This window comes from Candidatus Symbiobacter mobilis CR (assembly GCF_000477435.1).
GTDB lineage: Bacteria > Pseudomonadota > Gammaproteobacteria > Burkholderiales > Burkholderiaceae_C > Rhodoferax > Rhodoferax mobilis.
Genome location: NC_022576.1, coordinates 1,764,947 through 1,791,728 on the forward strand (window position 1 = coordinate 1,764,947; position 26,782 = coordinate 1,791,728).

Genomic DNA, 26,782 nt, shown 5'->3' on the forward strand with positions numbered 1-26,782 from the left:
TGCTGCCTTCCTCCCCATCCGGTTGTAGTCAATCCGCCAGCACGCGGGTGACAAGCTCGCGTACATCCTTGCTCAGATCGGCCTTCCCGGCCAGTCGGCTCAATGCATCGAAAGCCCCGTCGCGGTACGGTTGGGCCAGCTTCTTCCAGTTGTCCATCGCACGAACCAGCCGTGCGGCCACTTGCGGGTTGATCGCGTCGATGGCCAGCACCTGTTCCCCCCAAAGCACATAGCCCCCGGCATCGACCCTGTGGAAAGCCCCAGGGTTGTGGAGGCAGTAGCTGAAGATCACGCTGCGCGCACGGTTGGGGTTGCGTAGCGTGAAATCGGGGTGCTGGAGCAACTTCCGCACTGCCGACAACACTTGCCCGCCCCGGTCGTTGCACCCGGCCTGCAGGGCAAACCACTTGTCGATCACCAACTCCTCGCTACGGAACTGCTCGTAGAACCGGGCCAGCGCAGGCTGCGCCAAAGCGTTTCCGCTATGCACCAGGGCGCTGAGCGCATGGAAGCGGTCGGTCATGTTGTCCGCATCCTTGCAGCGCTGATAAGCCTTGCCGGGCCAGACCGGATGCGCCTGCATTGCTTGCTCGACCTCCGCAGCCAGGCAGAGATAGGCCAATGCCAGTCCGCACAACGCACGCCGTCCGCAGGAGACGGGGTCGAAGCGGTACCCCCCGTTGTCGCCATGCTGCTCGTAGGCCCATTGCCAATCTTCCTGGAGCGCAGTGGCAAGCTGGGTTCGCATGGCCTCTCGCACGGCATGGATACGCTGGGGGTCGACGACGTCGAGCTGCTCGGAGATGTAGGCCTCGCTCGGCAAAGTCAGCACCAAGTCCTTGAAGGCGGGATCGAGACCGGGATGGCGCAGCACTCCACGCATCGCATCCAGAAAACGCCCGCTCAGCGCTCCTGTGTCCCCGGTACCTGTACCGGAGGTGATGACCGCAACGGCATGCTGCAACGCCAAGCGCTGCCCGGCCTCCCATCGGTTGAAGGGATCCGTATCGTTCGCCAGCAGTGTGTAGAGCTGATCATCGCTGTAGGCATACTGGACGATGGCCGGCGCACTGAATCCGCGCAGCAGCGAGGGAACCGGTGGCTCCTGCACCTGCTCGAAGCGCAACGAACACTGCGATTGATCCAGCACGACCAGCAGGCTGTCTCCGTCTTGTCGACCGGGAATCTCGCTCTGAGGATGCAAGGGCAGTGCAGCCCCCGTGCGTGCGCCGACCAGTCCCAATGCGATCGGGAGCACAAAAGGCGCCGCAGTAGCCTGCCCAGGACATTGCGGGCAGTTTTGCGCCAGATGCAAGGTATAGGTGGCAGCGTCGGGGTCGTAGTGGTCGGACACAACGATCCTCGGCGTCCCGGCCTGGCTGTACCAGCGCTCGAAGGCTGCGCACCGCGTAGCCAGCAGCGAACCCGGGTTGGCGTCGGACACAGCGCGAAGAAAGTCCTCGCACGTCACCGCACTGCCGTCGTGGCGCTCGAAATACAAGCGCATCCCCGCAGCAAAACCTTCCCTGCCGACAAGGGTTTGCATCATGCGAACGACTTCGGCGCCCTTTTCGTAGACCGTCGCCGTGTAGAAGTTGTTGATTTCCACGTAGCTATCCGGGCGGACGGGGTGCGCCACAGGGCTGGCGTCCTCGGCAAACTGCACCGTGCGCAGGTCGCGCACTTCGCTAATGCGCTGGACCGCACGCGCTGAAGGCTGCGCGCACAAGTCCATGCTGAATTCCTGATCGCGAAAGACCGTCAACCCTTCCTTCAGGCTGAGCTGGAACCAGTCCCGGCAGGTGATGCGATTGCCCGTCCAGTTGTGGAAGTACTCGTGGCCAATGACGCGCTCGATATTGGCAAAGTCCGCATCGGTGGCCGTCGCACGCGCAGCAAGCACGTACTTGCTGTTGAAAATGTTGAGTCCCTTGTTTTCCATGGCGCCCATGTTGAAGTCGGAGGTCGCCACGATCATGTAGCGCTCCAAATCCAGGCTCAACCCGAAGCGGGATTCATCCCACACTACCGATTTGCAGAGCGACTGCATCGCGTGTTCGGTTTTTTCGATGTCTGCCGGGCGCACGTACACCTGCAACAAGTGCTCCTTGCCCGTGCGGGACACCACGCGCTGCTCCCTGCAAGCCAGCTTGCCAGCCACGAGCGCGAAAAGGTAGCAGGGTTTGCGGAAGGGATCCTCCCACGTCGCCATGTGCCGGTTCCCGTCGAGAGGCCCGCTATCGACAAGATTGCCGTTGGACAGCAGCACAGGGTAGCGGTCACGATCTGCGCGCAGCGTGACGGTGAACCGCGCCATCACATCAGGCCGGTCCAGAAAGTAGGTGATTCGGCGAAACCCTTCCGGCTCGCACTGGGTGGTGAAGGTGTCTTGGCTGACGTAGAGGCCCATCAGGCGGGTGTTGTCCACCGGCGTACACGTCGTGAAAATTTCCAGCTCGAAAGGCTTGTCGTCGCTCGGCAGTTTTTCGAGCACGAGCACCCCCTCTTCCAGCCGGAACGACGTGCCCGCGCCATTGCATAGCACGCGAACGAGGCTGAGGTCTTCCCCATCGAGCCGCAGCGCCTGGGCAGCCACTGCCGGGTTGCGCCGCAGCGTCATGCGGTTGAGCACCCTGGTCTTGGCAGGGTCGAGGTCGAACGTCAACGCAACCGTATCGATCCAGAACGCAGGGGGACGGTAGTCAGCACGATGAATCGCACGGGCAGCGGAGGGATGCGTAGGCAACATGAATCATTGCTCCAGCAAAAAAGGAGGGTCGAGCACAGCAAGGTAGTCATCCACTGCCGCGAGGACGTGGGGGCCTTGCAGCTCGTCGGGGGGATGCGTGGTATTCAGGGCCATAGCGTTCACACTCCTTGCTTCAGCGATGCTTCGATGAAGAGATCAAGGTCGCCATCAAGCACCTTCTGCGTCGCCGCCGTTTCGACATTGGTACGCAAATCCTTGATTCGGCTGTTGTCCAAGACGTAGCTACGGATCTGGTGCCCCCAGCCCACATCGGTTTTCGTGTCTTCGAGCTGCTGCTGCTGCGCCTGGCGCTTGCGCAGCTCGAAGTCGTAGAGGCGGCTGCGCAGCCGCTTCCATGCGACGTCCCGGTTGCTATGCTGGCTGCGCCCATCCTGACACTGCACGACGATGCCTGTGGGCAGGTGCGTCAGCCGCACTGCGGAATCGGTCTTATTGATGTGCTGCCCGCCTGCCCCGCTGGCGCGGAACGTATCCACACGCACTTCGCTGGGGTTGATATCGATGACGATCGAATCATCGACTTCCGGGTATACGAACACCGACGCAAAAGAGGTATGCCGCCCCCCCGCAGAGTCGAAGGGACTTTTGCGCACCAGCCTATGCACCCCGGTTTCGGTGCGCAGCAGACCAAAGGCGTATTCCCCTTCGATCTTGATCGTCGCGCTCTTGATCCCTGCCGTGTCCCCAGGGGTTTCATCTTCCAAGGCCGTGCGAAAGCCCTTGCGTTCCGCGTAACGCAAATACTGGCGCAGCAGCATATTGGCCCAGTCGCAGGCTTCGGTGCCCCCAGCGCCGGCCTGAATGTCCAGAAAGCAGTTCAGAGGGTCGGCCGGGTTGTTGAACATCCGCCGGAATTCGAGTTCCTTGACGGTGGCCTCCCACTGCGCGGTGCTGGCCTCGATATGGGCGAGGCTGTCCACGTCCCCATCGTCGCGACTCAACGCGAACAGCTCTGCATCATCTTGCAGATGGTGATCCAGATCGGACAGCGTGATGACCACGCCCTCCAAGAGCTTCTTTTCCTTGCCCAATTCCTGGGCACGCTTGGGGTCGTCCCAGACTGTGGGATCCTCTAGCGCAGCGTTGACCGTGCGCAGCCGCTCGTATTTGGCGTCGTAGTCAAAGAAGCCTCCGTAACTCGCGGGTGCGAGCCAGCAGATCGGAGAGCTGATTGCCAATGGCATTGACACGTTCGGGTTCCATCGAATGATCCAGGTGGGGGAAAAAAGCAAAGGGGGTGACAGGGGCGGGGATTTTCTCTCAAGGGGATGCCTGATCCCCGCTATCCCCGCTATCCGCCATCGCAATCACCAAGGCAAGGTGCTGCTGCCCAATAAAAACTTATCGATGGCATGGGCTGCCTGGCGACCTTCCCGAATCGCCCAGACAACCAGACTTTGGCCACGGCGCACGTCGCCCGCAGCAAAGACTTTGGCCACGCTCGTGGCATAGCCACCCTGCGCTTCGGTCGTCGCAGCGGCATTGCCCCGGCCATCCTTGCGAACGCCAAAGGCATCCAGCAGATCGGGCAAAGGATGTACGAAGCCCATGGCCAGCAACACCACATCTGCTGGAAATTCCTGTTCGGTGCCAGGCATTTCCCGGCATTGCCCGTCTTTCCATTCCGTGCGAATCGTCCGCAACCCTTGTAGCTTGCCGTTGTCTCCCAGGAATGCTTTCGTGGCAATCGCAAACTCTCTTACGCAACCTTCGGCGTGGCTGGAACTCGTACGCAATTTCAGCGGCCAATAGGGCCAGGTCAGGGGGCGATTTTCTTCGACGGGGGGCTGCGGGAGCACTTCGAATTGCGTCACGCTTTTTGCACCGTGCCGATTGCTGGTTCCTACACAGTCCGAACCCGTATCGCCACCACCGATGACGATGACATGCGTGCCTTGCAACTGGATTGGGCCCGTTTGTGCGCGGTAGTTGTCCAGATTTTGTTGTGTCAGCAATTCCATCGCAAAATGAACGCCAGACAATTCCCTACCGGGTACGGGCAAATCACGCGGGCATTCCGACCCCACAGCGAGCAACACGGCATCGAATTCTTGCAATAGCTGTTCCGGTTCGAGCACCTGCGTGGAAAGATTGAGTATTTCCGCTCTGCGTGCCAGTTTTCCAATTTGCACGCCGGTTTTGAAAATAACACCTTCTTCCTGCATTTGTTCGATACGTCGATCAATCAGGGATTTGTCGAGTTTGAAATCGGGAATGCCGTACCGAAGCAGCCCCCCGGCGCGTTCGTTTTTCTCGAAGACCACGATGTCGTGCCCGGCTCTGACGAGCTGCTGCGCAGCAGCCAGCCCAGCCGGGCCGGAGCCGACGATGGCCACACGCTTGCCCGTCTTCTGCACTGGGCGATACGCACGCACCCACCCACGATCCCACGCCACATCGGCAATGACCCGCTCGATCGAGCGAATGCCAACGGGCTTGGCATCGATATTCAGGGTACAGGCTGCTTCACAAGGCGCAGGGCAAATCCTCCCCGTAATTTCTGGGAAATTGTTTGTGCCATGCAATACCTCCGCAGCACGTTCCCAGTTTCCCTTGTACACCTGATCGTTGAAATCGGGGATGATATTGTGGATGGGGCAACCATAATTACAAAATGGAGTTCCGCAATCCATACAACGCGCTGCTTGCTGGTGGGCTTCCGCATCGCTGAGTTTGGCAACGAATTCCCGATAGTGACGAATACGCTCTTTGGCTGGTTCGTATTTTTCTTCGATCCGATCCAGTTCCATGAATCCTGTGATCTTGCCCATGATATGTTCCTTTATTGTGGAAGTTTAGGCACTTTTCACGCCATCCACTTTTGCTTGGGCTAGTTCTCCCAATGCTCTGCGGTACTCATGGGGGAAGACTTTGACAAACTTGCGCAAAGAATTTCCCCAATCGGCAAGAAGCTCCGCTGCACGTTGGCTGCCTGTCCATCGATGGTGCTCGGCAATCAACGCCTTGAGCTGCTCTTCGTCGCTTTTGCCTCGGTGCCAATACTGCTGGCCGAGTATTTGCAATTGCTCCGAAGAGGCCAACGTGCGCTCCAAGGCCACCATAACGGTGTTGCAGCGCGAGGCAAACTGGCCATCTTCGTCGTAGACGTAGGCAATGCCACCACTCATCCCGGCTGCGAAATTGCGGCCTGTGATGCCCAGTACCACGACCGTTCCGCCGGTCATGTACTCGCAGCCATGGTCTCCCGCCCCTTCGACGACCGCTGATGCCCCCGACAGCCGTACCGCAAAGCGCTCCCCGGCAACGCCCCGGAAGAAGGCTTCGCCACTGGTGGCGCCAAATAGAACCGTGTTCCCCACGATGATGTTGCTGTGCGCTGCCCCCTGGAATTCGGCGCTGGGTCGAACGACCACCCGACCGCCGCACAAGCCTTTGCCGGTGTAGTCATTCGCATCGCCCTCGACGACCAGCGTGATGCCCTTGGTCAGGAATGCGCCGAAGGATTGGCCCGCAGTCCCGCGAAAGGTCACGTGGATCGTGTCATCCGGCAGTCCCTCCGGATGCTTGCGAATCACCGCGCCGGACAGCATGGCCCCTGTAGAACGATGCACATTGCGCAACGGAAGCGCCAAGGTGACGCGCTCTCCGTTGTCGATGGCGCGCTGCGCCGATTGCATCAGCTCTTGGTCCAGGGCGCGATCCAGGCCGTGTTCCTGCTCTTCGACGTGGTAGCGGGGCACATCGACGGGGGCCTGCGGCTGCGCAAGCAATCTGCTGAAATCCAGCCCTTGCGACTTCCAATGCCCGATCCCGGCGCGCATATCGAGCAAATCGGAGCGCCCAATGAGGTCGTCGAATTTGCGGATGCCCAACGAGGCCATGATCTGGCGCACTTCTTCCGCAACGAAGAAAAAGTAGTTGACCACGTGTTCCGGTTTGCCGGAGAACTTTCGCCGCAACACGGGGTCCTGGGTAGCGACCCCCACTGGGCAGGTGTTGAGATGGCACTTGCGCATCATGACGCAGCCTTCGACGACGAGCGGCGCTGTGGCAAAGCCGAATTCGTCCGCGCCGAGCAAGGCCGCGATCACCACATCGCGCCCTGTCTTCATTTGGCCGTCGGCCTGCACGCGGATCCGCCCACGCAGGCGATTGAGCACCAAGGTTTGTTGGGTTTCCGCGAGTCCGATTTCCCAGGGGCTGCCGCAATGCTTGATCGATGACCAGGGAGACGCCCCCGTTCCACCGTCATAGCCAGCAATGACCAAGTGATCCGCCTTGCATTTGGCAACCCCCGCAGCGACGGTGCCCACGCCGATCTCGGATACCAGCTTGACACTGATGGCGGCATGGGGAGCGACATTTTTGAGATCGTGAATCAATTGCGCCAAATCCTCGATCGAATAAATGTCATGGTGCGGCGGCGGAGAAATCAACCCTACACCCGGTACGGAATGCCGCAATTTGCCGATGTACGCCGATACCTTGCCACCGGGCAATTGGCCCCCTTCCCCCGGTTTGGCGCCCTGGGCCATCTTGATCTGGATCTGGTCTGCGCTGGCCAGGTATTCCGCTGTGACGCCGAAACGACCCGACGCCACCTGCTTGATGCGCGAGCGCAGGCTGTCCCCTTCTTGCAGGGGCAAATCGACTTCGACCACGTCTGCGCCGACGATGCCTTTGAGCGTGTCCCCCGCTTGAATTGGAATGCCCTGCTGTTCCTTGCGGTAGCGTGCGGGGTCTTCTCCCCCTTCCCCGGTATTGCTTTTGCCCCCAATGCGATTCATGGCCACAGCCAAGGTCGCGTGCGCTTCGGTCGAAATCGACCCCAAAGACATGGCACCGGTGGCAAAACGGCGGACGATGGACTGTGCTGGTTCCACTTCTTCCAAGGGAATGGCACGCGCAGGATCGACCTGGAACTCGAAAAGCCCCCGCAAGGTCATCTGTCTGCGGGTTTGGTCGTTGATGATTCGCGCATATTCCTGGTAGGTTTCCCACTTGTTGGCGCGGGTGCTGTGCTGGAGTTTGGCGATGGCATCCGGCGTCCACATGTGCTCTTCGCCACGCGCACGCCAAGCGTAATCGCCGCCACTATCGAGATGCCTGGACGCAGGCAGCTTGGCGGCAAAGGCACTGCGATGCATGCGCAACGCTTCTTCCCCGATGCCAAAAACGGAGACCCCCTCGACCCTGCTCGGCGTGCCGGTGAAGTACTTGTCAACGGTCTCGCTCGTCAATCCAATGGCCTCGAAGAGCTGGGCGCCACAGTAGCTCATGTACGTGGAAACCCCCATCTTCGACATGACTTTGGCCAACCCTTTGCCTACCGCCTTGATGTAGTTGCCCAGCACTTTGGCCGGTTCGGGGGACTGGGGCAGGGTCGGAGCCAGTTGTGCCAGGGTTTCCAACGCCAAATAGGGATGAATGGCTTCCGCGCCATAGCCAGCCAATACGGCGTAGTGGTGGACTTCCCTGGCCGATCCTGTTTCCACGACCAAGCCAGCCAAGGTCCGCATACCCTGGCGCACCAAGTGTTGATGGATAGCCGACAAGGCCAGCAATGCCGGAATCGCCACCCGGGTGGCCTCCACGCCACGGTCACTGATGATCAGGATGTTGTGGCCTGCGCGAATCGCATCGACGGCTTGCGCGCACAACGAAGCCAATCGCGCCTCAATCCCCGCAGCGCCCCATTCGACGGGGTACGTGATATCGACCACACAACTGCGGAATTTGCCCTGTGTGTGCGAGTCGATAGTGCGCAGCAATTGCATTTCCGCAAAACCCAAAATGGGTTGCGACAGCTCCAGACGCAGAGGAGGATTGACCTGGTTGATATCCAGGAGATTGGGCTTGGGGCCAACAAAAGTGACCAAGCTCATCACAATAGATTCGCGTATCGGATCGATAGGCGGGTTTGTGACTTGCGCAAACAATTGCGTGAAGTAGTTGTACAGAGGCTTCGGACGATCCGACAGCACGGCCAATGGGCTGTCATTCCCCATCGACCCCACAGGTTCCTCGGCATTCGTCGCCATGGGGAGCATGAGGAACCGGAGATCTTCCTCCGTCATGCCAAATGCCTGCTGCAATTCCAACAAGGAACCCGCGTGCTCGGCAAGTGCCGGGACTTCCATCGGCTTGGCAAGATACTCAATACGGACGCGAAGGTTTTCAATCCACTGTTTGTATGGCTTGCTATGCGCAAGCGAGGCCTTGATTTCGTCGTTCTCGATGAATCGACCCAATTCCAGGTCGATCATGAACATCTTTCCGGGCTGGAGTCTCCACTTCCGCACCACCTTCGATTCCAGAAAAGGCAAGACTCCAGACTCCGAAGCCAACACCACCAGATCGTCACTGGTCACCCAATACCTCGATGGTCGCAGGCCATTGCGATCCAGCGTGGCGCCGATCTGCCTGCCATCGGTGAACACGATGCTTGCCGGACCATCCCAGGGTTCAAGCATCGAGGCGTGGTACTCATAAAACGCCTTGCGACGCTCGTCCATCGCAGTGTGCTGTTCCCATGGCTCCGGGATCATCATCATCATGGCCTGACTAAGTGGGTAGCCAGCCATGGTAAGCAATTCCAGGCAATTGTCGAAAATGGCCGTATCGGATTGCGTGGGATAACTGATGGGATACAGCTTTTGCAAATCCGCACCCAAAACGGGGGACGACATCACCCCTTCCCGCGCCCGCATCCAATTGAAATTGCCACGTACCGTATTGATTTCGCCATTGTGGGCGATATACCGGTAGGGATGCGCGAGCGGCCATTCCGGGAATGTATTGGTGGAAAACCGTTGGTGAACCAGCCCCAGTGCAGAAATGCAGCGCGGATCGCGCAAATCCAGGTAATAGGTTCCCACTTGAGAAGCCAAAAGCAAGCCTTTGTAGACCACGGTTCTCGTGGACATACTGGCTACGTAATACTCTTGACCATGGTGTAACTGCAATCCACGAATGCGGGTACTCGCGGTTTTGCGGATCACATAGAGTTTGCGCTCCAAAGCATCCTGGACGATGACATCGTTGCCCCGGCCAATGAAGAGCTGGCGTATGACAGGCTCCTTGGCGCGCACCACGGGGGACATCGGCATTTCGCGGTCAATGGGCACATCCCTCCAGCCTAAAACGACTTGCCCTTCTTCCTTGACGGCACGCTCCAATTCTTGCTCGCAAGCCAGGCGCGAGGCATTTTCCTTGGGCAGAAAAATCATTCCCACCCCGTATTCACCCGGTGGCGGGAGTGCAATACCCTGGCTTTGCAAATCCTGCCGGTACAAGTCATCGGGAACCTGGATCAGGATACCAGCCCCATCGCCCATCAGCTTGTCTGCCCCTACAGCACCGCGATGATCCAGATTTTCCAGAATCTTCAGGGCATTGGTAATGATGTCATGGGACTTGTTCCCTCGAATGTGGGCAACAAAACCTACGCCGCAGGAGTCGTGTTCGTTGTGTGGGTCGTACAAACCGTGTTTTTGGGAATACTGAGTTTCTGCTGAAAAGGTCATGACACGATTCCTACTTGGAATTCAACAATGATTCGATATGTTCCATCATGTAATCAGAATGGACCGTCCATCATGTTACTACACGAAGTTCAAAAAAAACCCCGGCTTCCTTTTCAGGCAGCCGGGGCGGGGTGCCTCGGAATCCAGTCAGCAAACCGTCTGAGTCCTATCAGTTATAGAAATACTTAAGGACTATACCTTGACTACTCCTGACTGGAAGCAAACTCCAATGCTCCTCACTGGCCAGTAGGCGAGTAAGACACTTTTTCGATATAGATCTTTGGTAATGCAGTACCCAGCCCACTCTGGAATCCAGCAATCATGAAGGGATGCAAGACCCAATTGGAGTTTTGTAGGAATTCTTTGAGGGGTATCGAAACATCCACCCACTGTCCAGAATTTACGAATCCATATTTTCCACTCGTCAGTGCAATGCAGTTTTGCGATTCCAATGCATCCCTGTTATTCGTGATCGCCCCGACGCATAGACTTCCAGAATAGGTAGTCTTGACCCTGAACTTCAGGGTACCAGTGGCATACATATCCGCGACATCATGGAGGGCATCCCCACTCTCGGTATGGCTAGGATCATCTGCGAGAAGGGATGCACCCCATCCCCAATTCTGATCTGCCACGGGACTGATAGTCCAGACACCACTACTATCCACCTCGCCTACGGACTTGTCCCACGTAATAGGAATAATCGTATTTTGAGTCACAACTGGAAATACCTGCCATTCTCCTTGGGAGTGTTTGGAAATTTGTTTGGCTGCATTGAGATCCACCCAGCTCACAGAAGTACCCGAAACCTTTTCCACAGCGTTGCTGTCAAAAATCCCAAAATAATCGTCGCCAAAAACAGTACTACCGCCGGTCGTATATTGCTGCTTCCAAGGTTCATCGAACGAAGAAAACCAAACCACGTTAACGCCATTTTTTTCCTGCCAAGATTGCACTTTTTCGCGGTACATCGCTTGGTTCGCCGTTGACGCCATAAATGAAAGCGCACGATAGACAGTAACGTTGTGATCTTTAAAATCTTCACCACTGGATTTCCATCCCGTTTCCCCGACGATGATGGGCATGTGCGACAACTCTCGTGCGTCCAAGTAAGCGCGAGTCTTCTCGTAGTGCGTATCAAGCACTGCCACGGCCGCATCCATCATGGCCGCAGCTCGTTGCTGTTCGGGCACCCCAGTTTGGCGCCAATCCCACAGTTCCCCGATAGGAGCATTGAAAGTGGCCACCGCATCCCACATGGGATACGTATGAATGGAAACAAAATCCACTGCGGAGAGTACCAAATTCGGCATATTCATCTGATACTCCATTTTTTTGGTTCCGCCATCGTATGATGCTTCGTTTGCGTAAAAAGCCCAGTCATCGCTCGTAGTCACAGGCTGCACAATACCATTTCTAACCATTTTCAGGTATCGAACCATTTGTGCTGGGTCAATAGCATTGGAAGATTGGTTTTTCAAATTTTCATTACCAACACTAACCGCTACAACGATACCACTATAACGTTTTGCAAGATCAATCGCAGATTGCAGCTCCAGCAAATTATTTTGCACTGCTGCTTGTTTGTCCTCCTCACTAGCCATTTCTTTTGCAAGATTGGCACCAAGCATTACCTTGAGTCCCAACTTATTTTCAGAAATAACCTTGAGAATCAATTCCCCAACATGTCTAGAACTATATAAACGAATGAGTTGGAATCCACTTTGCTGTAGTTTCTGCAAGTCTGCTACAACAATATCTTCACGCAAATCCTGCTCTGGAGATGGTAACTCTCCCTTTTCTGCATTTCGATAAGGGGAATAAGCAATTGCCTTCAGCTCGGAAAAATTCGCTGGCAATGTCCGCAATGGTGTCCGAAGCGTTGGCGCATACCCCCCTCCCCCGCAGGAAACCAAAGTCAGCGACACCATGGCAAAAGCCACGATGCGAATAAAGTGAATCAAATAGTGCTTCATAAGTCAAATAATCTTCAGGTATCTGGAAAACAATCCGTGGGTGATCCGTGGGAAGGCCAAGGCTTAGAAGCCCCAGACAACACCAGCGGTGTACCAATTACTATCTCGCGTAATGCGGGAATCGGAGTAATTCAAGCCTTCGTTACTACCCAGTGACATGGGCGTAAGACCTAGCCGAGCGTAATGCACTGCCCCGGTCTGAAAAGTCAACTTGACTTTGTTTCCCAAGTCGTATTCCATACCGAATCCACCGACCAAAGAAGAATTGCTTTGTCCTCTTTCGCTGGGGTTGTCTGTGCTGGCTGCCCCGAGGTACACCAATCCACCCATCGTCGTCCATCGCCCGGAAACATGCTTAAAGCCGAGCATCAGGTCCACGGAATTGGCGCCATAGCCTGGGAATTTTTTTCCATCGGCATAGGTCACATCGCTCCAGTCGACATTGAACATATTGTTCCAGCCTGCCGGATTCGTAGTGACGGCCACTGCATCCACACCACTCCAAGTATTGCGGCGCACGGCCCCCATCAACTCCGTCGCTTTGTCAAGTTCGTACCGCGCCATAAGCATGGTGATGCCTTGGCTTGCTTCCACCAAATCTGGATTGTTTCCGTCGGCATTGAACGGCGTAAGCCCCCGGAATGGACCCTGCCCCCAAGCAGTTGGGGTGCCGTTGCGTGTGGTTTGGTATATCCCTTCGAAAAGCCAATTTCCCTGTTTGTATTGTCCGTAGACTTCCAGGAAATGGGGAGTGTGTACCTTGAAGTTGCGATTGCCACGGTCGTATGTGAACTCCAGGGTCATCGTTCCCTTGGCAACGTCTACCGTAGGCGCGGTATAGCGAATAGCATTGGTCAACATGCCATATCCAGCGCCTGTCGCACTCAGCGGGCCAGAAAGAGAAGAATCATTACCCATGGCATCGGAACGGCTCCAAGCCTGGGTCATCATGTGACCAATTTGCCACTTACCAAAGTCGTCATGGTTCAAGGCAATGAGTTTCTTGTACCAGTATCCCGTCCAACTAGACCCCATATTGGGTACATCAATTTCGCCATTGCGCCAACGCTGGCTGATGACCGCCCCCAATTTGTACCCCCGACCGAGGGGATACCACGCTGCCAATTCTGGGTGGATTTGCGTGAATGTGGTACCGACAGAATGGAATTCCCGCCCCGGGATCACCGCATCAGACCATGGCGTCTCTTTGGACTGCCCCGGAATCCACTGGCAGTCTGCGCAGTAATTGCTACGCATCCCCAGCCGTATTTCGGCGAACCCCCCGAAGACAAACATTCCGTCTGGCCCAAAGGTGGTGTAAGCGCCTGCGGTGGAAGTCGTCAACAACAACGCGGCAAGCGATGCGAGTCGTTGAGTGCGTACGGCCCGTTTTGTACCGGTCGAAGCTGGCGTGAGCGACCCGGCGGGTCGGTGCTGAGTTCTTGCGTTGGTGTGCATGGCTAGAGGTAGAAAAGAACCGCACTGTGGATCTGCTACCGGCCCGGAGCGATCCGGAAACGGCGACAAGCACCTTGCAGCACTGGGTGACGAAAGCACGCACCGAAGCGTATCAATTAGAGGAACTGACCTGCTTAGTCTAAAAGGCGCAGCAGAACCAGCAACAGATATCCTTTTTGGGCCCAAACCCTGGGAAAGATACCGTGACTATATAATGCTCCGGTGTGCATCCTTGCTCATTATAGGCACCCATCCAACAAGGAATTGACGATATGCGCCACAACCAAGCACTCCGGCTGACTTCCCTGCTACCCTCTCTGTTCGCGCTGCTGGCTTTTGCCATGTCCAGCGTCGCCATGGCGCAAGTTATGCCCAAAACAGCCCAGTTGGGTGAGGGTGTGATGCACCTGGTTCCCAAAAAGGGGGATCGCCCTGTGCCCAAGGCGAATCTCCGAACCGACGACATTCTGTCGATGGCTGCGCCAACGGCGCAGTGGTATACCGCGTTGATGTTCCACAAGGAACCCGAAGTTTTGTACGCCATGCCTCTTGCCGTCAAGGCAACTCCGAGGGGCGTTGAGGTATCTCTGCCTAGCAAGAATGTGGTTCCCTCGCCACGCAGGGATGTCGAGATTCACTACCTACACAAGCCCACATTGCTGCTGGCGCCTGCAAATTTCGAGCCTGGCCAATCCAAGCTGGCCAAGGTTCGTGACTGGTCCATTGATGTGTCGATGGATAGGAACGAAAACCACTTCCGGTTCACGCTTGCACATGGGCATCCCTATGTTTCCTTTCATTTGTCCAGCGGTGACGTACGTTTGACGCTGGCCGAGGAAGGGTACCGGATTGCTGGCGCAACGCCCGCGCACGTGTTGCCTTTGCGTGTCTCCGGCAAGCCCTATGCGGTCTTTGCGCCGACTGGCACGGAGTGGGTGAAGGAGTCTCCGACGGAATGGCGAGGCAAGCTGCCCAAGGGCAAAGGGTATTTCTCTGTCGCCGGGATGCCTGATGACCGTGCCGAAACGCTGGCGCTGTTCACCAAACACGCTTATGCGTTCATCGATGACACCCGCGTCGATTGGAAGGTCGATCTGGATCGCAGCAAGGTACTCACGACGTTTACAGCCGTGACGAAAACCATGGAAGGTGCAGATCACGGCCCCTTGCTGGGGTTGTATCCGCACCAATGGTTCCGCAATCATCTCGTACAGGGCAGCCTCGGTGCATCCTATGACACGATTCGCGGTGCCATCAAATTGCTGCCTGCGGCGCAGTTTCAGACCGAGTTGACCTACAACGGTTTCGTTCCCTACTGGCCTGGCGTCTCGGAATCGCCACATTTGAGCGATCTGCAGGAGGTCATGGGCCTCGACCTCCGTCGTGCACGCAAGATGTTGCTGGAGGAAGGCAAAGGCCCCTACTGGCAAGGAAAGTGCCTCCACCGCATCCTAAAGATGATGGAGGTTTTCGAGCAACAGGGCGATATGCAAGGGCGCGACAAGTTGCTTGCCATAGCCAAAGAGCGGGCTGCGGAATGGTTCCGGGGTGAAGGCAAGTCGTATTTCCTTTGGGATTCATCACAAGGCGCCATCGCCAGCTACCCTGAGGAGTACTACTTCGTCGAGCAGATGAATGACCACCATTTCGTCTATGGATACTGGATTCGCGTAGCTGCGGACATCGCCCTGCGCGATCCTTCCTGGATTGCCAAGGATAAATGGGGCAGCATGATCGACATCCTGGTGCGCGATATTGCAACGCTGGAGCGCAATGGCACCGATTTCCCCTTCCTGCGGAATTTCGACCCCTACGAAGGGCATTCCTGGGCTGCGGGTATTCCTCAGGATCCTTTTGGCAGCAACCAAGAATCCTCTTCCGAGGCAGTCAACGCATGGGCGGCCTTGATTCTTTGGGGGGAAATCACTGGCAATACCAAGCTGCGCGATGCGGGCATTTATCTCTACACCAATGAAATCAACTCCCTGTCACACTATTGGTTTGACCTGTACGGTCAGGTTTTTGCTCCCGAATACAAGAGCGCCGAAGCCAGCATTGTCTTTGCCGGAAAGTATGTACACAACACGTGGTGGACGTCAGAGCCTCGGCAAATCAAAGGGATCAATTTCCTTCCCATCACCACTGCATCCACTTATCTGGGACGCGATCCGCAGTACATCAAGCGCAGCCTGGGAACGTTGGAAGCCGAATCCAAAATCTACAAGGATCGTGGGTTCAACGTCGATCCCCCCGATATGTGGCAAGATATTTTTGCGCAAACCATGGCGCTGGCCGATCCTGACGAAGGACTCAAGTGGTGGAACAAGTGGGGAACGTATGAGTTGGGGGATACCCGCACCCATGCCTTGCATTACATGCTGAGCCTCCAGGCAATGGGTACGCCAGATTTCGAGGTCACTGCCAACACGGTGTTCTACAGTGTTTTCAAAGACAAAGAGGGGAAAAGAACCTACTTGGCATTCAATGCTGGTTCTGCGCCGATCGAAGTGAAGTTCAGCGATGGGCAAACCATGACGGTAGCCCCTGGAACTTTGGAAAAGAAAAAGTGATGGGTATCGGTGCCATAAAGTACGCATTCCGACGCACAGGCAGATTCATTGCAGCCAGCCTCCTGCTCTTCCCTACCGTGGTTCCTGTTTCGGCTGGCGAGGTGATGGCATCAGACAACCCTCCTGACGCAGTAGCCGGATTCGTATCCGGGCGCCAGGAGTGGGCTTTGGTTTGGTCTGACGAGTTCGATCGCGAAGGTTTGCCTGATCCGACGAAATGGACGTATGACGTCGATAGAAATGCAGCCGGTTGGTACAACCAGGAATTGCAGTATTACGCCCACGAACGCAAGGAAAATGCGCACGTAGCCAATGGGGTGCTTTCGATCACCGCACGCCGTGAACAACTGCGGTCCATGCCAGACTATGGGGGACAGGACTACACCTCGGCCAGATTGATGACCCGTAACCTTCCGGGCGGAGAATGGACGTATGGGTTCTTCGAGGTGCGAGCCAAGCTTCCGTGCAGCAGAGGGTTATGGCCTGCCATCTGGTTACTGGGGGTAGGCGGTGTCTGGCCCGATGATGGAGAAATCGACATCATGGAGCAGAAAGGCCTGACAGATGCCGACAAACTCTCGGTACAAGCTGCCCTGCACACCAAAGCCTATAACCATGCCGGGGGAAGCATGGGCAAAAGCCGGGAAGAAACGCATAGTGTCCCCACCGCCTGCACTGCCTTCCACAACTACCAGTTGCGTTGGACAGACCAAGACATCGTCATTGGCGTGGATGACGTGCCCTATTTCCATTTTCAGAAGCCCCACCATGCCAGACGTAGCGTCTGGCCATTTGATCGCCCGCACTATCTGCTGCTCAACGTCGCTGTTGGCGGTGTGCTCGGAGGCAAGGTGCCCCAGGAATTCGAGCACGACGCAATGCTGGTGGACTATGTGCGCATCTACAGTCTCTCCGTTGTCGAGAAAAAGCCGGATGGAGCCACCCCGGCTAGCGTTCCTGCATCAGGGGCGCAAGGGGCTGACACGCCTGCGATTTCACACTGACCCAGTCGCTTCACACTGACCCATTCGCTGATCTTCGTCTACGCCAACCCCTGTTCAGGTGCCTGCCTGCAGGGGTTTTTTGTTGCTGGCTGACCCTTTCCACTTCAGTGCTGCACCACCTGCGGATCGCACAGGTGTGCATACCGCCCTTGGCGGGCGAGGAGTTCCTGGTGCGTGCCGGATTCCAGTATCTGGCCATGATCGAGAACCACGATGCAATCAGCATGACGAATCGATGCGAGCCTGTGCGCGATGACCAGGGTCGTTCGCCCTCGCTGTAGGTGTGCCAATGCCTGCTGTACGTAGCGTTCCGACTCTTGATCGAGTGCGGCAGTCGCCTCATCCAGGATCAAGATCGGTGCATCCCGGTATAGCGCCCTGGCAATGGACAGCCGCTGGCGTTGCCCCCCCGATAGCAATCCCGCGTTGTGGCCTACGGGAGTGTGGATTTGTGCAGGGAGACTGCGTACGAAATCGGCCAAATGCGCCAACTCCAGGCACTCCCACACCCTGTGCTCCTCGACGGACTGCCCCAGAGCGATGTTCTCGGCAATGCTCACATTCAACAGGTTGACCTGTTGGCTGACGAGTCCAAACTGCTTGCGGAAGTGCGTCAGGTTCCATTGGCGGGTATCAATGCCGTCGAGTGCAATCCCCCCCGCATCCTGTGTCTGGAATCGCAACAAGGTGTGGATGAGTGTCGTTTTGCCCGAACCGGAAGCGCCGACGAAAGCCACCGTCTGCCCAGGTTGAATATCCAGGCTTGCCACAGACAGCGCGGGGGCAGTGTGGTCAGGGTAGCGCACGATCAGGTTCTCCACAGTGATCCGCCCCGTCGCACGGGCTGGCGCATGGGTACCCCCCGGTTCTTCCGGACGTTCTTCGATCAACGCCACCGCCCTTTGCAAGGCGACCCTGCTGCGTGTGAGGGAGCCTGCAATCTCGGACAGTTGCCGAACGGGGGAGATCATCATCAGCATTGCTGTAATAAACGCAACGAACCCGCCTACGGAAGTTTGGGCTGCGGAGCTTTGTAGCAACGCCACGGAGACAACGGCCGACAACGCCAGTGCAGCCAGCATTTGGGTGATGGGCGTCATGGCAGCGCCAGCCACGGTGGATAGCACCGCCAGTTTGCGCAGCCCAGCGCTGAGCTGGTCGAAGCGCCGCTGTTGCTGTTGCTGCGCGCTAAACAAACGGATATCGCGGTGGGCCAGCACGTTTTCTTCCACCACATACGCCAATTCGTCTGTGGCCCGCTGCGTGGCGGTAGTCAATTGGTGGACTCTGGCAGCCAAAGTACGCATAACCCACACGACGGCAGGCAATACGAGGCCGACGATCAGCGTGAGCTTCCAGTTCAGATACAGCAAATAGGCCAATAGCGCCAGCAGCGTGAGGCCATTGCGTAACAGACTGAGTAGCGCATGCACCAGGATCGTTGCGCCCTGATGCGCTTCAAATACGACGGTATTCGACAAGCTACTCGCGGTGCTTTTTCTGAACAACTGGAGGTCTGCCGCAAGCAGGCTGGAGAACATTTGCTGGCGTAGCGCCTGCAGCCCATGGTGCGAGAGGGATGTCAGCCCCACTTGGGTCAGGTAGCTCGCGCATCCGCGCACCCCAAACAGCAAGAGCAGGCTTGCAGGGACATACCACACAGGAATGCCGCCTTGCTGGAACCCCTTGTCGAGCAGCGGCTGCATCAACGCGGGAATGATCGGCTCGCAAGCAGCGCCTACCAATGCACTACAGATGACCAGTACCCACAACCCAGGGCGCTGTGTGAAGTACGGGCCAAACTGCTGCAATTGGGATAGCAATCCGGGTTGGCCGATGCCCTGCTGCGCGGGGCGGGATGTCAAAGGTTCAGGCTTGCGCATACTGGGGAATAACTGTCATGACTTTGCACAGACACCCTAAGAACCTATTCCAGTAGGGGCTACGCCATCGCATTGCACGCGGCGGCGGTGCTCGGAATCCTCATGTACTGTCAGTACATTCCGGTTCCTGCGCTCCGGCACCACGCACACTGCTTCGGCTCGCCTGCCTACTGAAATAGGTTCTACATCATGCAAGTCATGGCAGTCTCCCTCACCCCCCAACTCCTCTCCCGCTGGGCGAGGGGGGCTTCGAGAAGCCGCTTCGCGACTTGCACATGGAATAAGGGACGGCGAGGCTTTTCTACCCCAGCACTTCCACCACCCTCTCCCACTCGCACTCTTCCCCTGGCCCCAGGCGGATGGGGTAAAAGATTTCCGGGCTGACGACGTGGCTGGTTCCCCAGATGTTGAGCTTTTCCGGGGGGAAGGAGACGGTCTCGCGGATAGCCACCCCGGTGGATTCGTGACCAAGTTCCCAGAACGCCTGCGTGGTGTCGGCAGGAGGGTGGATCGCGCCAAAGAAGAAGGGTTCGGAGGGGGTGCCAACCCAGCGCATCGCATTGTTTTCAAAAACGACACAGCCTTCGACGTTGACCGTTTCCCCGAACGTGGCGGGTTCGGGATCGAAGGAGAAACGCAGCGTGTAATCGCGATTCAGCGGATGGTGGTCGACGGCGAGGAAGTGGTGGACATACTCGTTCGTATCGATCCGCTTCGTGCCAGTGTTGTGCAGCCGGTAGTGGATGCGCACTGCGGTATCAAGCACCGAGATGGTTTTGACAAGGGTGTAGGCATAGCCGCGCACGGTGGGCGCGGTGACGGTGAATACGGCACGGTCTTCGCTGCGCTGCACATCGAACTTTGCGGGGTCGACGGGGTACAGATGCGCAAAGCGGTATGGCTCCGCAGTCGCGCGTGTCAGCAGCCCGACACCGATCTTGTGGAATTTCTCGCCCACGGGGCAATCCACGTACCCCAGCGCCGTATCGATGCCAAACTCGTTGTACAGCCCGCGCCCGGCGTGGTGCAGCCACGTCAGGTCGAGGCTCTCGGTGGTGCAAAAGCTGTGTTTGCGATAGTGCAATTGGGTGATCTGCCCGCTCCAGTCGAAGCGCGCCCCCTGGTAGGCCGCACCGGGGGGGCAGAGTTCCAGCGTAAGGTGTGCGCTTTGCAATGTGAATTTCATGATTCGTCCTTCGTAGAGGGAGGAAAAAGGATGCGGTTCATCCGCCAAGAGCCAAGATAGCCCACCAATTCCGCTACAGGCTGCTGACTTTCAATGCGCTGATTGGTGTCGTCGTCTTCGGCTTGGCGGCCACGCGCAGCGAAAGGCCCCCGGCGTCCCGCTGGGGGTTGCCCAAGCTGGCACGCTGAGTATGCGTGCTGGCGTAGCGGGAACGCAGATCGTGGACGATCTGCGTCAGCGCATGGGTATCGCCGATGGTGTGTGCGTAGCGGTGCAGCACCAGGTACGCCGTGTCCAGCAGCTTGCCACAGAGGGTCTGTTTGCCGTGGGCGATGAGGTCTTCCACGGCAGCGCGAGGGTCGCCGTTGAGGCTGAGCGACAGCGCGTTTTCCGCAATCCGCAGAATTTGCGCGTTGGCCTGGCGCACCCGCTGCACATAGGGCTGGTGTACTTCGACTGCACCGGCCAGCAGCTCGCACAGCGCACGGGTTCCCCCAAAGCGCAAGGCCAACACGTCGACCACATCGTCGACTTCTTCGAGCCGAATCGCCTTGTCGGCCATCTGCGCCAGCAACGCCAGAAAATTGCACGCGGTTTCGAAGTCGATTTCGGGATCCTTGACGCGGCTAGACATGTCCCGCACCACTTGCAACACTTGGCCCACCTGGCCTTGCTCGATCAGCGCAATGGCTTCGACGATCTCGGCCTGGCGTTGCAAACGGATTTCATCGGGCTTGCGTTCGATCAACCGGGCAAAGTCGTCCCGGCAACGTTGCAGGCCTTTGCGGTCGGCGGTCTGTAGCCGGACAAACGCCAGCAGGACGAGGGTCTGGCAGTCGAACATCTTGGAATCCAGCCCCATGCGGGCGGTGCGATCCAAAAATTCCTCCGCTTCCTGGTGCTTGCCGCAGTAATAGCTCATCATCCCCAGGTTCTGCAGCCGGGTGATCGACGCCGGCGTGAGGGTGTTGGCCATTCTGTAAGTGGACAGGGCGGCATCGAATTTGCCCTGCTCGAACTGAGCGCGGGCCAGCACGTCGTAGGCATCGGCGTACTGGGGGTCTTCGCTGATGAGGTTTTCCATGGTGGTGATGGCCTTGCCCGTTTGCCCTTCATCGAGCTGGGCGCGGGCAATGCCCAGCTTGGCCCACGGGAGCGTCTTGGCTGCGATCACGGCTTGGTACAGCTTTTCCGCTTGGTCGAATTTGCCCACGCGCAGGAACAGCTCTGCCCCCACGCGCGCTGCGTACAACCAAAACCGCCCCCGAGATTGAAAGCGCTGCAGGCACAACATCGCTGCACGTTCGTATTCCTCGCCTTCGATGGCGGTAAAGATATCTGCCAGAGAGTTTTTGCGGATGCGCGCCTGCCGCAGCCGTTCCCCAAGCTGGGAAGCCTTGTGCGGCTTGAGCAGGTAGCCGTCGAGCGCGGATTCGGCGGCTTCGGCCACCTGGGTGTAGCTTGCTTCCCCAGTCACCATAATGAACACGGTGGAAAAAGGGAGCAATTGGTTGCGCCGTAGATCGTCGAGCAAGTCCTGCCCGGACATCGACTCTTGGCTGAAGTAGTGCTCGCACAGCACCACGTCGAAGGTGCGGTATTCCAGATGCTTGCGTGCGTCAGCCAACCGTGCGCACTGCACGATCGACGCCACGCCAAATTCCCGCAATTGCGCGACGAGGATCGACCGCGACGTAGGGTTGGAGTCGATCACCATCGCACGCGAGGACGACAAGTCATCCTCTGTGTCGATCATGTAGGTTTTGCGGTTCATTCTCCGGCGCGCGGTAGCCCCAAGTCTGCAAGACGTTTCTGGGAGCGGGGGGGCGGAACCATTCTAGGAGCCTGTCGGCATGGTTCCGCTCCATCACGCATCGCGGCTTTCGCCGCTACGAAGACGATCCTGCCTTGCCTTCGACCACGTCGCAAGCCAGGCACCAATCCACCCAGGCGTTGGCTTTGTCTGGGCATGCGCGTAGCAGGTAGTCCGGCGGGTAGCTCACGACGACTGGCACCCCGGCAAAGCGCCACACACGCTGGCGCAGCTTGCCCAGGGGGAGCCGGGATTGTTCCGGGGGAACTTCGCGCAGCAACACCTGCATGGCCAGCCTGCCCAGGCAGACGATGACCTTCGGCTGGACCAAGGCGATTTCCCTGCGCAAAAACGGTTCGCATTGGGCCAGTTCTTCAGAGGTAGGCGCAGCGGGAACCATCGGACGGCATTTGCGCACAGCCGTGACATACGCCAGCGAGCGCGACGGTATGTCGGGTACCGTCTGCAACGTGGCGCGCTGTGCGCCGACGGCGTGCAGGATCTGGTCGAGCAAGACGCCAGCATTCCCTGCAAAGGGAACGCCCAGCCTTGGCGCCCCGCTTTGTCCCCCATCCACGCACTCGTCGGGCAGATCCCCCACGACCATCCAGTCGCAAGCGGGCACTGTTCGGGGCGTCTGCCGCACCACCTGCCGTGCCGCAGCCGCACAAGCCTGACAGCCTGCCAGGGCTTGCGCCCAGGCCTCCCACGTCGCAGTGGCCACGTCCGGGGTCGGCGGGGTGTCAGCCTTCGCTGCCACCCGTTCGGGCGACAGCACAGTGGGTGGTTTCCGAGGGGGCGTGGGCCGGATGGCAGGGGTAGATGGGGTAGCAGGGGTAGATGGTGTGGCAGCAGATTGGGCCAGAGCGGGCTGGGGCCACCAGACGACGACACCCATTTCACGCAGCATGGCGCGGCGGCGGTCATCCAGATGCGCGCGCAAGGGAGTGGGGTTCATGGAGTGACGGGGTAGAGGTGCAAGTTCATCACGATGGCGTCTTCCATCGAACCATCGGGGCACGGGTAGTAGGCCTTGCGTATCCCCACGCTGCGGTACCCGTGGGTGCGGTAGACGTGGATGGCGCGCGTATTGCTGGCGCGTACCTCCAGCCAGATGTTGTAGGCGCCGGTGTCACAGGCCCATGCATCCACCGCGTTAAGGAGGACCCGCCCCCACCCCTGGCGCTGGTAACGCGGCGCGATGGCCAAGTCCAGCAAATGTGCCTCATCCACGCCAGACATGGCGACGACGAACCCCAGCAATGCATCGCCGTCCATCCAGCATTGCGCGTGGTACCCGCTGCGCAGACAGTCCAAAAAATGCTCTCGCGACCACGAGCTGGCATGGGCGCTGCACTCCAAAGCCAGCACGGCGTCCAACTGGTCCTCACGCATGGGGTGCTGCACCGGGGCTGCCCGGTCTGCATCGCCAGTCATGGTTTGGCCCGTTCCTGCGTCGTCAGCGCCACCTTGTCACGCACATACAGCGGCAAGGCTTGGTCGGCAGGCAAAGCCTCCCCGCGTGCGATGCGCTCTGGAGCCAGCCGCAGCAAGGCCAGCGCGGTGGGCAGGGCGTTGTGCCAAGGCGTGGCATGCGCCAGCCGCTCGCCATAGACGGCCAAGGCGTTCCCAGCCCACGCATCGCAATCTGCTTGCACCAGCTCCGGGCGTGCTAGTGCGATGGGGCTGCGCTGGCGCCACGCTGTCCCACTATGCTCATGGGGACCATCGCTGCCGTCGTAGCGATACACGGCGTGGTAGACCTCGTCCATGCGTGCATCAAGCATGGCGCAGACCGTGTACACGCCGGTATGCCCCAGGTTATGGCGTGCGGTTTCGGCCACGGCCAGCAGGCTGGGGATGGGCAGCACGGGCAGCGACAGCGCAAAAGCCAGCCCTTGCGCCACCGAACACGCCGTGCGCAGCCCGGTGAAAGCACCCGGCCCTGCGCCAAAGACGATGGCATCGAGGTCGGAAAACGCCAGCCCTGCCTGGTCCAGCAGGGACTGGATCGTCGGAATCAACGTTTGCGAAGCCTGCGCCCCCGCTGGCGCCTCGTGTTGCCAAGGCGGCGCGCCATCTCCACGCTGCACTGCGACGAATTGTGTTGGGGTACTCGTCTCGATAGCCAGCAGATGCATGGAGGGAATAGGGAGAAATAGGGAGGAATATGGGGGGAAATATGGAGAGTCAGGCGCGGGCATTATCGGCAGCGCCCCCTTTCTACAATTTCCCGCTTCACTCGCGTCGTAGGAGCGACAGAAGTCGCAATCCAGCGCCGAATGCGCAAACCCCGTTCCCCACAGTAACGCCGCCATCGCGACTTCTGTCGCTCCTACAACGTGTTCGGAAACGGTTGTTGCTCCATTGCCGGTATACCCCATGCCCAGACAGCTTTTCGTCACCACTGCCCTGCCCTACGCCAACGGCACATTCCACGTCGGCCACATCATGGAATACATCCAGGCCGACATCTGGGTGCGGTTTCAGCGGATGCGTGGCCATGCGGTCGATTTCGTCTGTGCTGACGACACGCATGGCGCGCCGATCATGCTTGCCGCCGAGGCCGCAGGGGTCACGCCGCAGCAATTCGTCCAAAACATCGGCGCAGGGCGCAGGGCGTATCTCGATGGCTTTCTCCTATCCTTTGACCACTGGCACAACACGGATAGCCCGGAAAACCATGCGCTGGCCCGCCAAATCTACCTGGCATTGCGCGACCACCCCGAAGGTTCGTTGATCGACGAGCGGACGATTGAGCAGTTCTACGACCCCCAAAAGGGCATTTTTTTGCCGGATCGCTTTATCAAGGGCACATGCCCACGGTGCGGCGCCCAGGATCAGTATGGGGACAACTGCGAGCAATGCGGCGCCGTCTACGCGCCGACAGATCTCGTCGCGCCCTATTCGGCGCTGTCCGGCATGACGCCCGAGCTGCGCCGTTCGCAGCACTTTTTCTTCCGCTTGTCCGACCCCCGCTGCGTCACTTTTCTGGAGCCATGGACGCAGCGCCTGCAACCCGAAGTCGCCCACAAGGTACAGGAGTGGTTCACGCAACGCACGCTGCCCGACGGGACGGTGCGCACGGGCCTCGACGACTGGGACATCTCTCGCGACGCCCCCTATTTCGGCATCGAGATCCCTGATGCGCCGGGCAAGTATTTCTACGTCTGGCTGGATGCGCCCATCGGCTATCTGGCCGCGTTGCAGCATTGGCTAGGGCTGCGCGGCGTCAACATCGACGCATACCTGGCAAACCCCGCGCTGGAGCAGTACCACTTCATCGGCAAGGACATCATCACCTTCCACACGCTGTTCTGGCCCGCCCTGCTGCATTGCAGTGGCCGCAAGGTGCCGGACAACGTTTTCGTCCACGGCTTTTTGACCGTCAACAACGGCCAGAAGATGAGCAAAAGCCGGGGAACGGGGCTGGACCCCTTGCGGTACCTCGAATTGGGGATGCACCCGGAATGGCTGCGGTACTACTTGGCAACCAAACTCTCCGCACGCAACGAGGACATCGACTTCACCCCCGCCGACTTCCTTGCCCGCGTCAACAGCGATCTGGTCGGCAAGTACGTCAACATCGCCAGCCGGGTGCTGGGGTTCGTACACAAGCACTTTGGCGGATGCCTGCCACAGGCGCCCGCGCAAGCAGACGATGCCTTGCCCTCTGCGGTGCGCACGTGCGCCGAAGAGCTGGCCACCTTGTACGAGCAGCGGGAATTCGGCAAGGCGATGCGCCGGGTCATGGAGCTGGCCGACCGCACGAACCAGCATTTCGACGCAGCCAAGCCGTGGATTCTGGCGCGCGAACAGCGCTCGGAAGAGTTGGGGGCCGTGTGCGCATCGACCCTCGAAGCCTTCCGGCTGCTGACAATCTACCTCCAACCCGTGCTGCCCGAGACGGCGCGCAAGGTCAGCGAATTGCTGCACATACCCCAGATGTGCTGGGCGGATGTCGATGCCACCTTGCCTGCCGGACACAAGGTGGAGCCGTACACGCATCTGCTACAGCGCGTGCAGCCCCAACAGCTCGAAGCCTTGTTTGAAACGCCTGGCAATGTATCGACCAAGGAATCGGCGAAGGAATCGACCCAAGCATCCACCAAGATTTCGGCCCATGCAGTAGCCCCTTCCACCCCGCCCTCTACCGCAACTGCCACCGCACCCACAACCATAACCACAACCACCATGGAACCACCCATTCTCCCTGGGGGCGAAGCCATCGCCCCGACCATCCGCATCGACGACTTTGCCAAGATCGACCTGCGCATCGCACGCATCGTCGATTGCCAGCGCGTGGAAGGCGCCACCAAGCTGCTGCAACTGACGCTCGACGTTGGCGAAGGGCGGATGCGCAATGTCCTCAGCGGCATAGCCAGCGCATACCAACCGCAGGATCTCGTCGGCAAACTCACCGTCGTCGTCGCCAACCTGGAACCACGCCAAATGAAATTCGGCCTGAGCGAAGGAATGGTGCTGGCCGCCAGCCACGCCGACAAAAAAGCCGACCCCGGTATCTATTTGCTAGAACCTACCTCCGGCGCGCAGCCTGGGATGCGGATTCGATAGCGGCGTCAAGCCTATTCCTCTGCACCTGATGGAACCCTAGCGCACAGCCTGGGCCGCAAT

General features: G+C 58.5%; 15 protein-coding genes. 3 read left to right on the top strand and 12 right to left on the bottom strand.

Features of this window, described 5'->3' with window-relative positions; all coding sequences use genetic code 11:
• Window positions 1–28: 28 nt before the first annotated feature.
• From pepN to CENROD_RS07290, 6 genes are all read right to left on the bottom strand, one after another.
• Window positions 29–2,749, bottom strand: coding sequence for an aminopeptidase N (gene pepN, locus CENROD_RS07265; protein ID WP_022773601.1), 2,721 nt, complete (start codon window positions 2,747–2,749; stop codon window positions 29–31).
• Window positions 2,750–2,868: 119 nt separating this feature from the next.
• Window positions 2,869–3,973 (bottom strand): peptide chain release factor 2 gene (prfB, locus tag CENROD_RS07270; protein WP_151194601.1). Its coding sequence is split into 2 segments (ribosomal slippage): window positions 2,869–3,897 and window positions 3,899–3,973, totalling 1,104 coding nucleotides; the frame shifts between segments, so codons are not numbered across the junction.
• A 104-nt stretch (window positions 3,974–4,077) separates the two neighbouring features.
• Complete coding sequence (locus CENROD_RS07275; RefSeq protein WP_022773607.1) at window positions 4,078–5,541, bottom strand: glutamate synthase subunit beta; 1,464 nt, start codon at window positions 5,539–5,541, stop codon at window positions 4,078–4,080.
• A gap of 24 nt (window positions 5,542–5,565) precedes the next feature.
• Window positions 5,566–10,257, bottom strand: coding sequence for a glutamate synthase-related protein (locus tag CENROD_RS07280; protein ID WP_022773609.1), 4,692 nt, complete (start codon window positions 10,255–10,257; stop codon window positions 5,566–5,568).
• Window positions 10,258–10,493: 236 nt separating this feature from the next.
• Window positions 10,494–12,233 (bottom strand): glycosyl hydrolase family 17 protein, encoded by a 1,740-nt coding sequence (locus CENROD_RS07285; RefSeq protein ID WP_022773612.1) that lies wholly within the window; start codon window positions 12,231–12,233, stop codon window positions 10,494–10,496.
• Between the two features lie 63 nt (window positions 12,234–12,296).
• Window positions 12,297–13,322 (bottom strand): hypothetical protein, encoded by a 1,026-nt coding sequence (locus CENROD_RS07290; RefSeq protein ID WP_151194602.1) that lies wholly within the window; start codon window positions 13,320–13,322, stop codon window positions 12,297–12,299.
• 641 nt (window positions 13,323–13,963) lie between these two features.
• Here CENROD_RS07290 and CENROD_RS07295 point away from each other — a divergent pair.
• A complete protein-coding gene (locus tag CENROD_RS07295; protein WP_022773618.1) occupies window positions 13,964–16,261 on the top strand; it encodes a glycosyl hydrolase in 2,298 nt (765 codons plus the stop codon).
• Between the two features lie 77 nt (window positions 16,262–16,338).
• Window positions 16,339–17,265, top strand: coding sequence for a glycoside hydrolase family 16 protein (locus tag CENROD_RS07300; protein WP_187292282.1), 927 nt, complete (start codon window positions 16,339–16,341; stop codon window positions 17,263–17,265).
• 104 nt (window positions 17,266–17,369) lie between these two features.
• On the opposite strand, the gene CENROD_RS07305 is transcribed toward CENROD_RS07300, so the two are convergent.
• From CENROD_RS07305 to tsaB, 6 genes are all read right to left on the bottom strand, one after another.
• A complete protein-coding gene (locus CENROD_RS07305; RefSeq protein WP_022773625.1) occupies window positions 17,370–19,148 on the bottom strand; it encodes an ATP-binding cassette domain-containing protein in 1,779 nt (592 codons plus the stop codon).
• 301 nt (window positions 19,149–19,449) lie between these two features.
• On the bottom strand, window positions 19,450–20,334 hold the full coding sequence (locus tag CENROD_RS13900) for a hypothetical protein (protein ID WP_022773629.1): 885 nt from the start codon (window positions 20,332–20,334) through the stop codon (window positions 19,450–19,452).
• Between the two features lie 73 nt (window positions 20,335–20,407).
• Window positions 20,408–22,108: a response regulator gene (locus CENROD_RS07315; RefSeq protein WP_022773633.1), complete on the bottom strand. Its 1,701-nt coding sequence runs from the start codon at window positions 22,106–22,108 to the stop codon at window positions 20,408–20,410.
• Between the two features lie 115 nt (window positions 22,109–22,223).
• Entirely contained in the window at window positions 22,224–23,105 is an 882-nt protein-coding gene (locus CENROD_RS07320) for a uracil-DNA glycosylase (RefSeq protein ID WP_022773637.1), read from the bottom strand.
• Window positions 23,102–23,584: a ribosomal protein S18-alanine N-acetyltransferase gene (gene rimI, locus CENROD_RS07325; protein ID WP_051360337.1), complete on the bottom strand. Its 483-nt coding sequence runs from the start codon at window positions 23,582–23,584 to the stop codon at window positions 23,102–23,104. Before rimI ends, CENROD_RS07320 begins: the two co-directional genes overlap by 4 nt.
• Window positions 23,581–24,288 (bottom strand): tRNA (adenosine(37)-N6)-threonylcarbamoyltransferase complex dimerization subunit type 1 TsaB, encoded by a 708-nt coding sequence (gene tsaB, locus CENROD_RS07330; protein WP_022773645.1) that lies wholly within the window; start codon window positions 24,286–24,288, stop codon window positions 23,581–23,583. The genes rimI and tsaB overlap by 4 nt, the downstream gene beginning before the upstream one ends.
• A 241-nt stretch (window positions 24,289–24,529) precedes the next feature.
• Between tsaB and metG the strand changes: the two genes are divergently transcribed.
• Window positions 24,530–26,722, top strand: a complete 2,193-nt coding sequence (metG, locus tag CENROD_RS07335; protein ID WP_022773649.1) for a methionine--tRNA ligase — start codon at window positions 24,530–24,532, stop codon at window positions 26,720–26,722.
• Window positions 26,723–26,782: the final 60 nt, after the last annotated feature.

Excerpts from the sequence above, each read along its gene's own strand:
- pepN (WP_022773601.1), bottom strand. The coding sequence starts at position 2,749 with ATGTTGCCTACGCATCCCTCCGCTGCCCGTGCGATTCATCGTGCTGAC.
- CENROD_RS07275 (WP_022773607.1), bottom strand. The coding sequence starts at position 5,541 with ATGGGCAAGATCACAGGATTCATGGAACTGGATCGGATCGAAGAAAAA.
- CENROD_RS07280 (WP_022773609.1), bottom strand. The coding sequence starts at position 10,257 with ATGACCTTTTCAGCAGAAACTCAGTATTCCCAAAAACACGGTTTGTAC.
- CENROD_RS07285 (WP_022773612.1), bottom strand. The coding sequence starts at position 12,233 with ATGAAGCACTATTTGATTCACTTTATTCGCATCGTGGCTTTTGCCATG.
- CENROD_RS07295 (WP_022773618.1), top strand. The coding sequence starts at position 13,964 with ATGCGCCACAACCAAGCACTCCGGCTGACTTCCCTGCTACCCTCTCTG.
- CENROD_RS07305 (WP_022773625.1), bottom strand. The coding sequence starts at position 19,148 with ATGCGCAAGCCTGAACCTTTGACATCCCGCCCCGCGCAGCAGGGCATC.
- CENROD_RS13900 (WP_022773629.1), bottom strand. The coding sequence starts at position 20,334 with ATGAAATTCACATTGCAAAGCGCACACCTTACGCTGGAACTCTGCCCC.
- CENROD_RS07315 (WP_022773633.1), bottom strand. The coding sequence starts at position 22,108 with ATGAACCGCAAAACCTACATGATCGACACAGAGGATGACTTGTCGTCC.
- CENROD_RS07320 (WP_022773637.1), bottom strand. The coding sequence starts at position 23,105 with ATGAACCCCACTCCCTTGCGCGCGCATCTGGATGACCGCCGCCGCGCC.
- rimI (WP_051360337.1), bottom strand. The coding sequence starts at position 23,584 with ATGACTGGCGATGCAGACCGGGCAGCCCCGGTGCAGCACCCCATGCGT.
- tsaB (WP_022773645.1), bottom strand. The coding sequence starts at position 24,288 with ATGCATCTGCTGGCTATCGAGACGAGTACCCCAACACAATTCGTCGCA.
- metG (WP_022773649.1), top strand. The coding sequence starts at position 24,530 with ATGCCCAGACAGCTTTTCGTCACCACTGCCCTGCCCTACGCCAACGGC.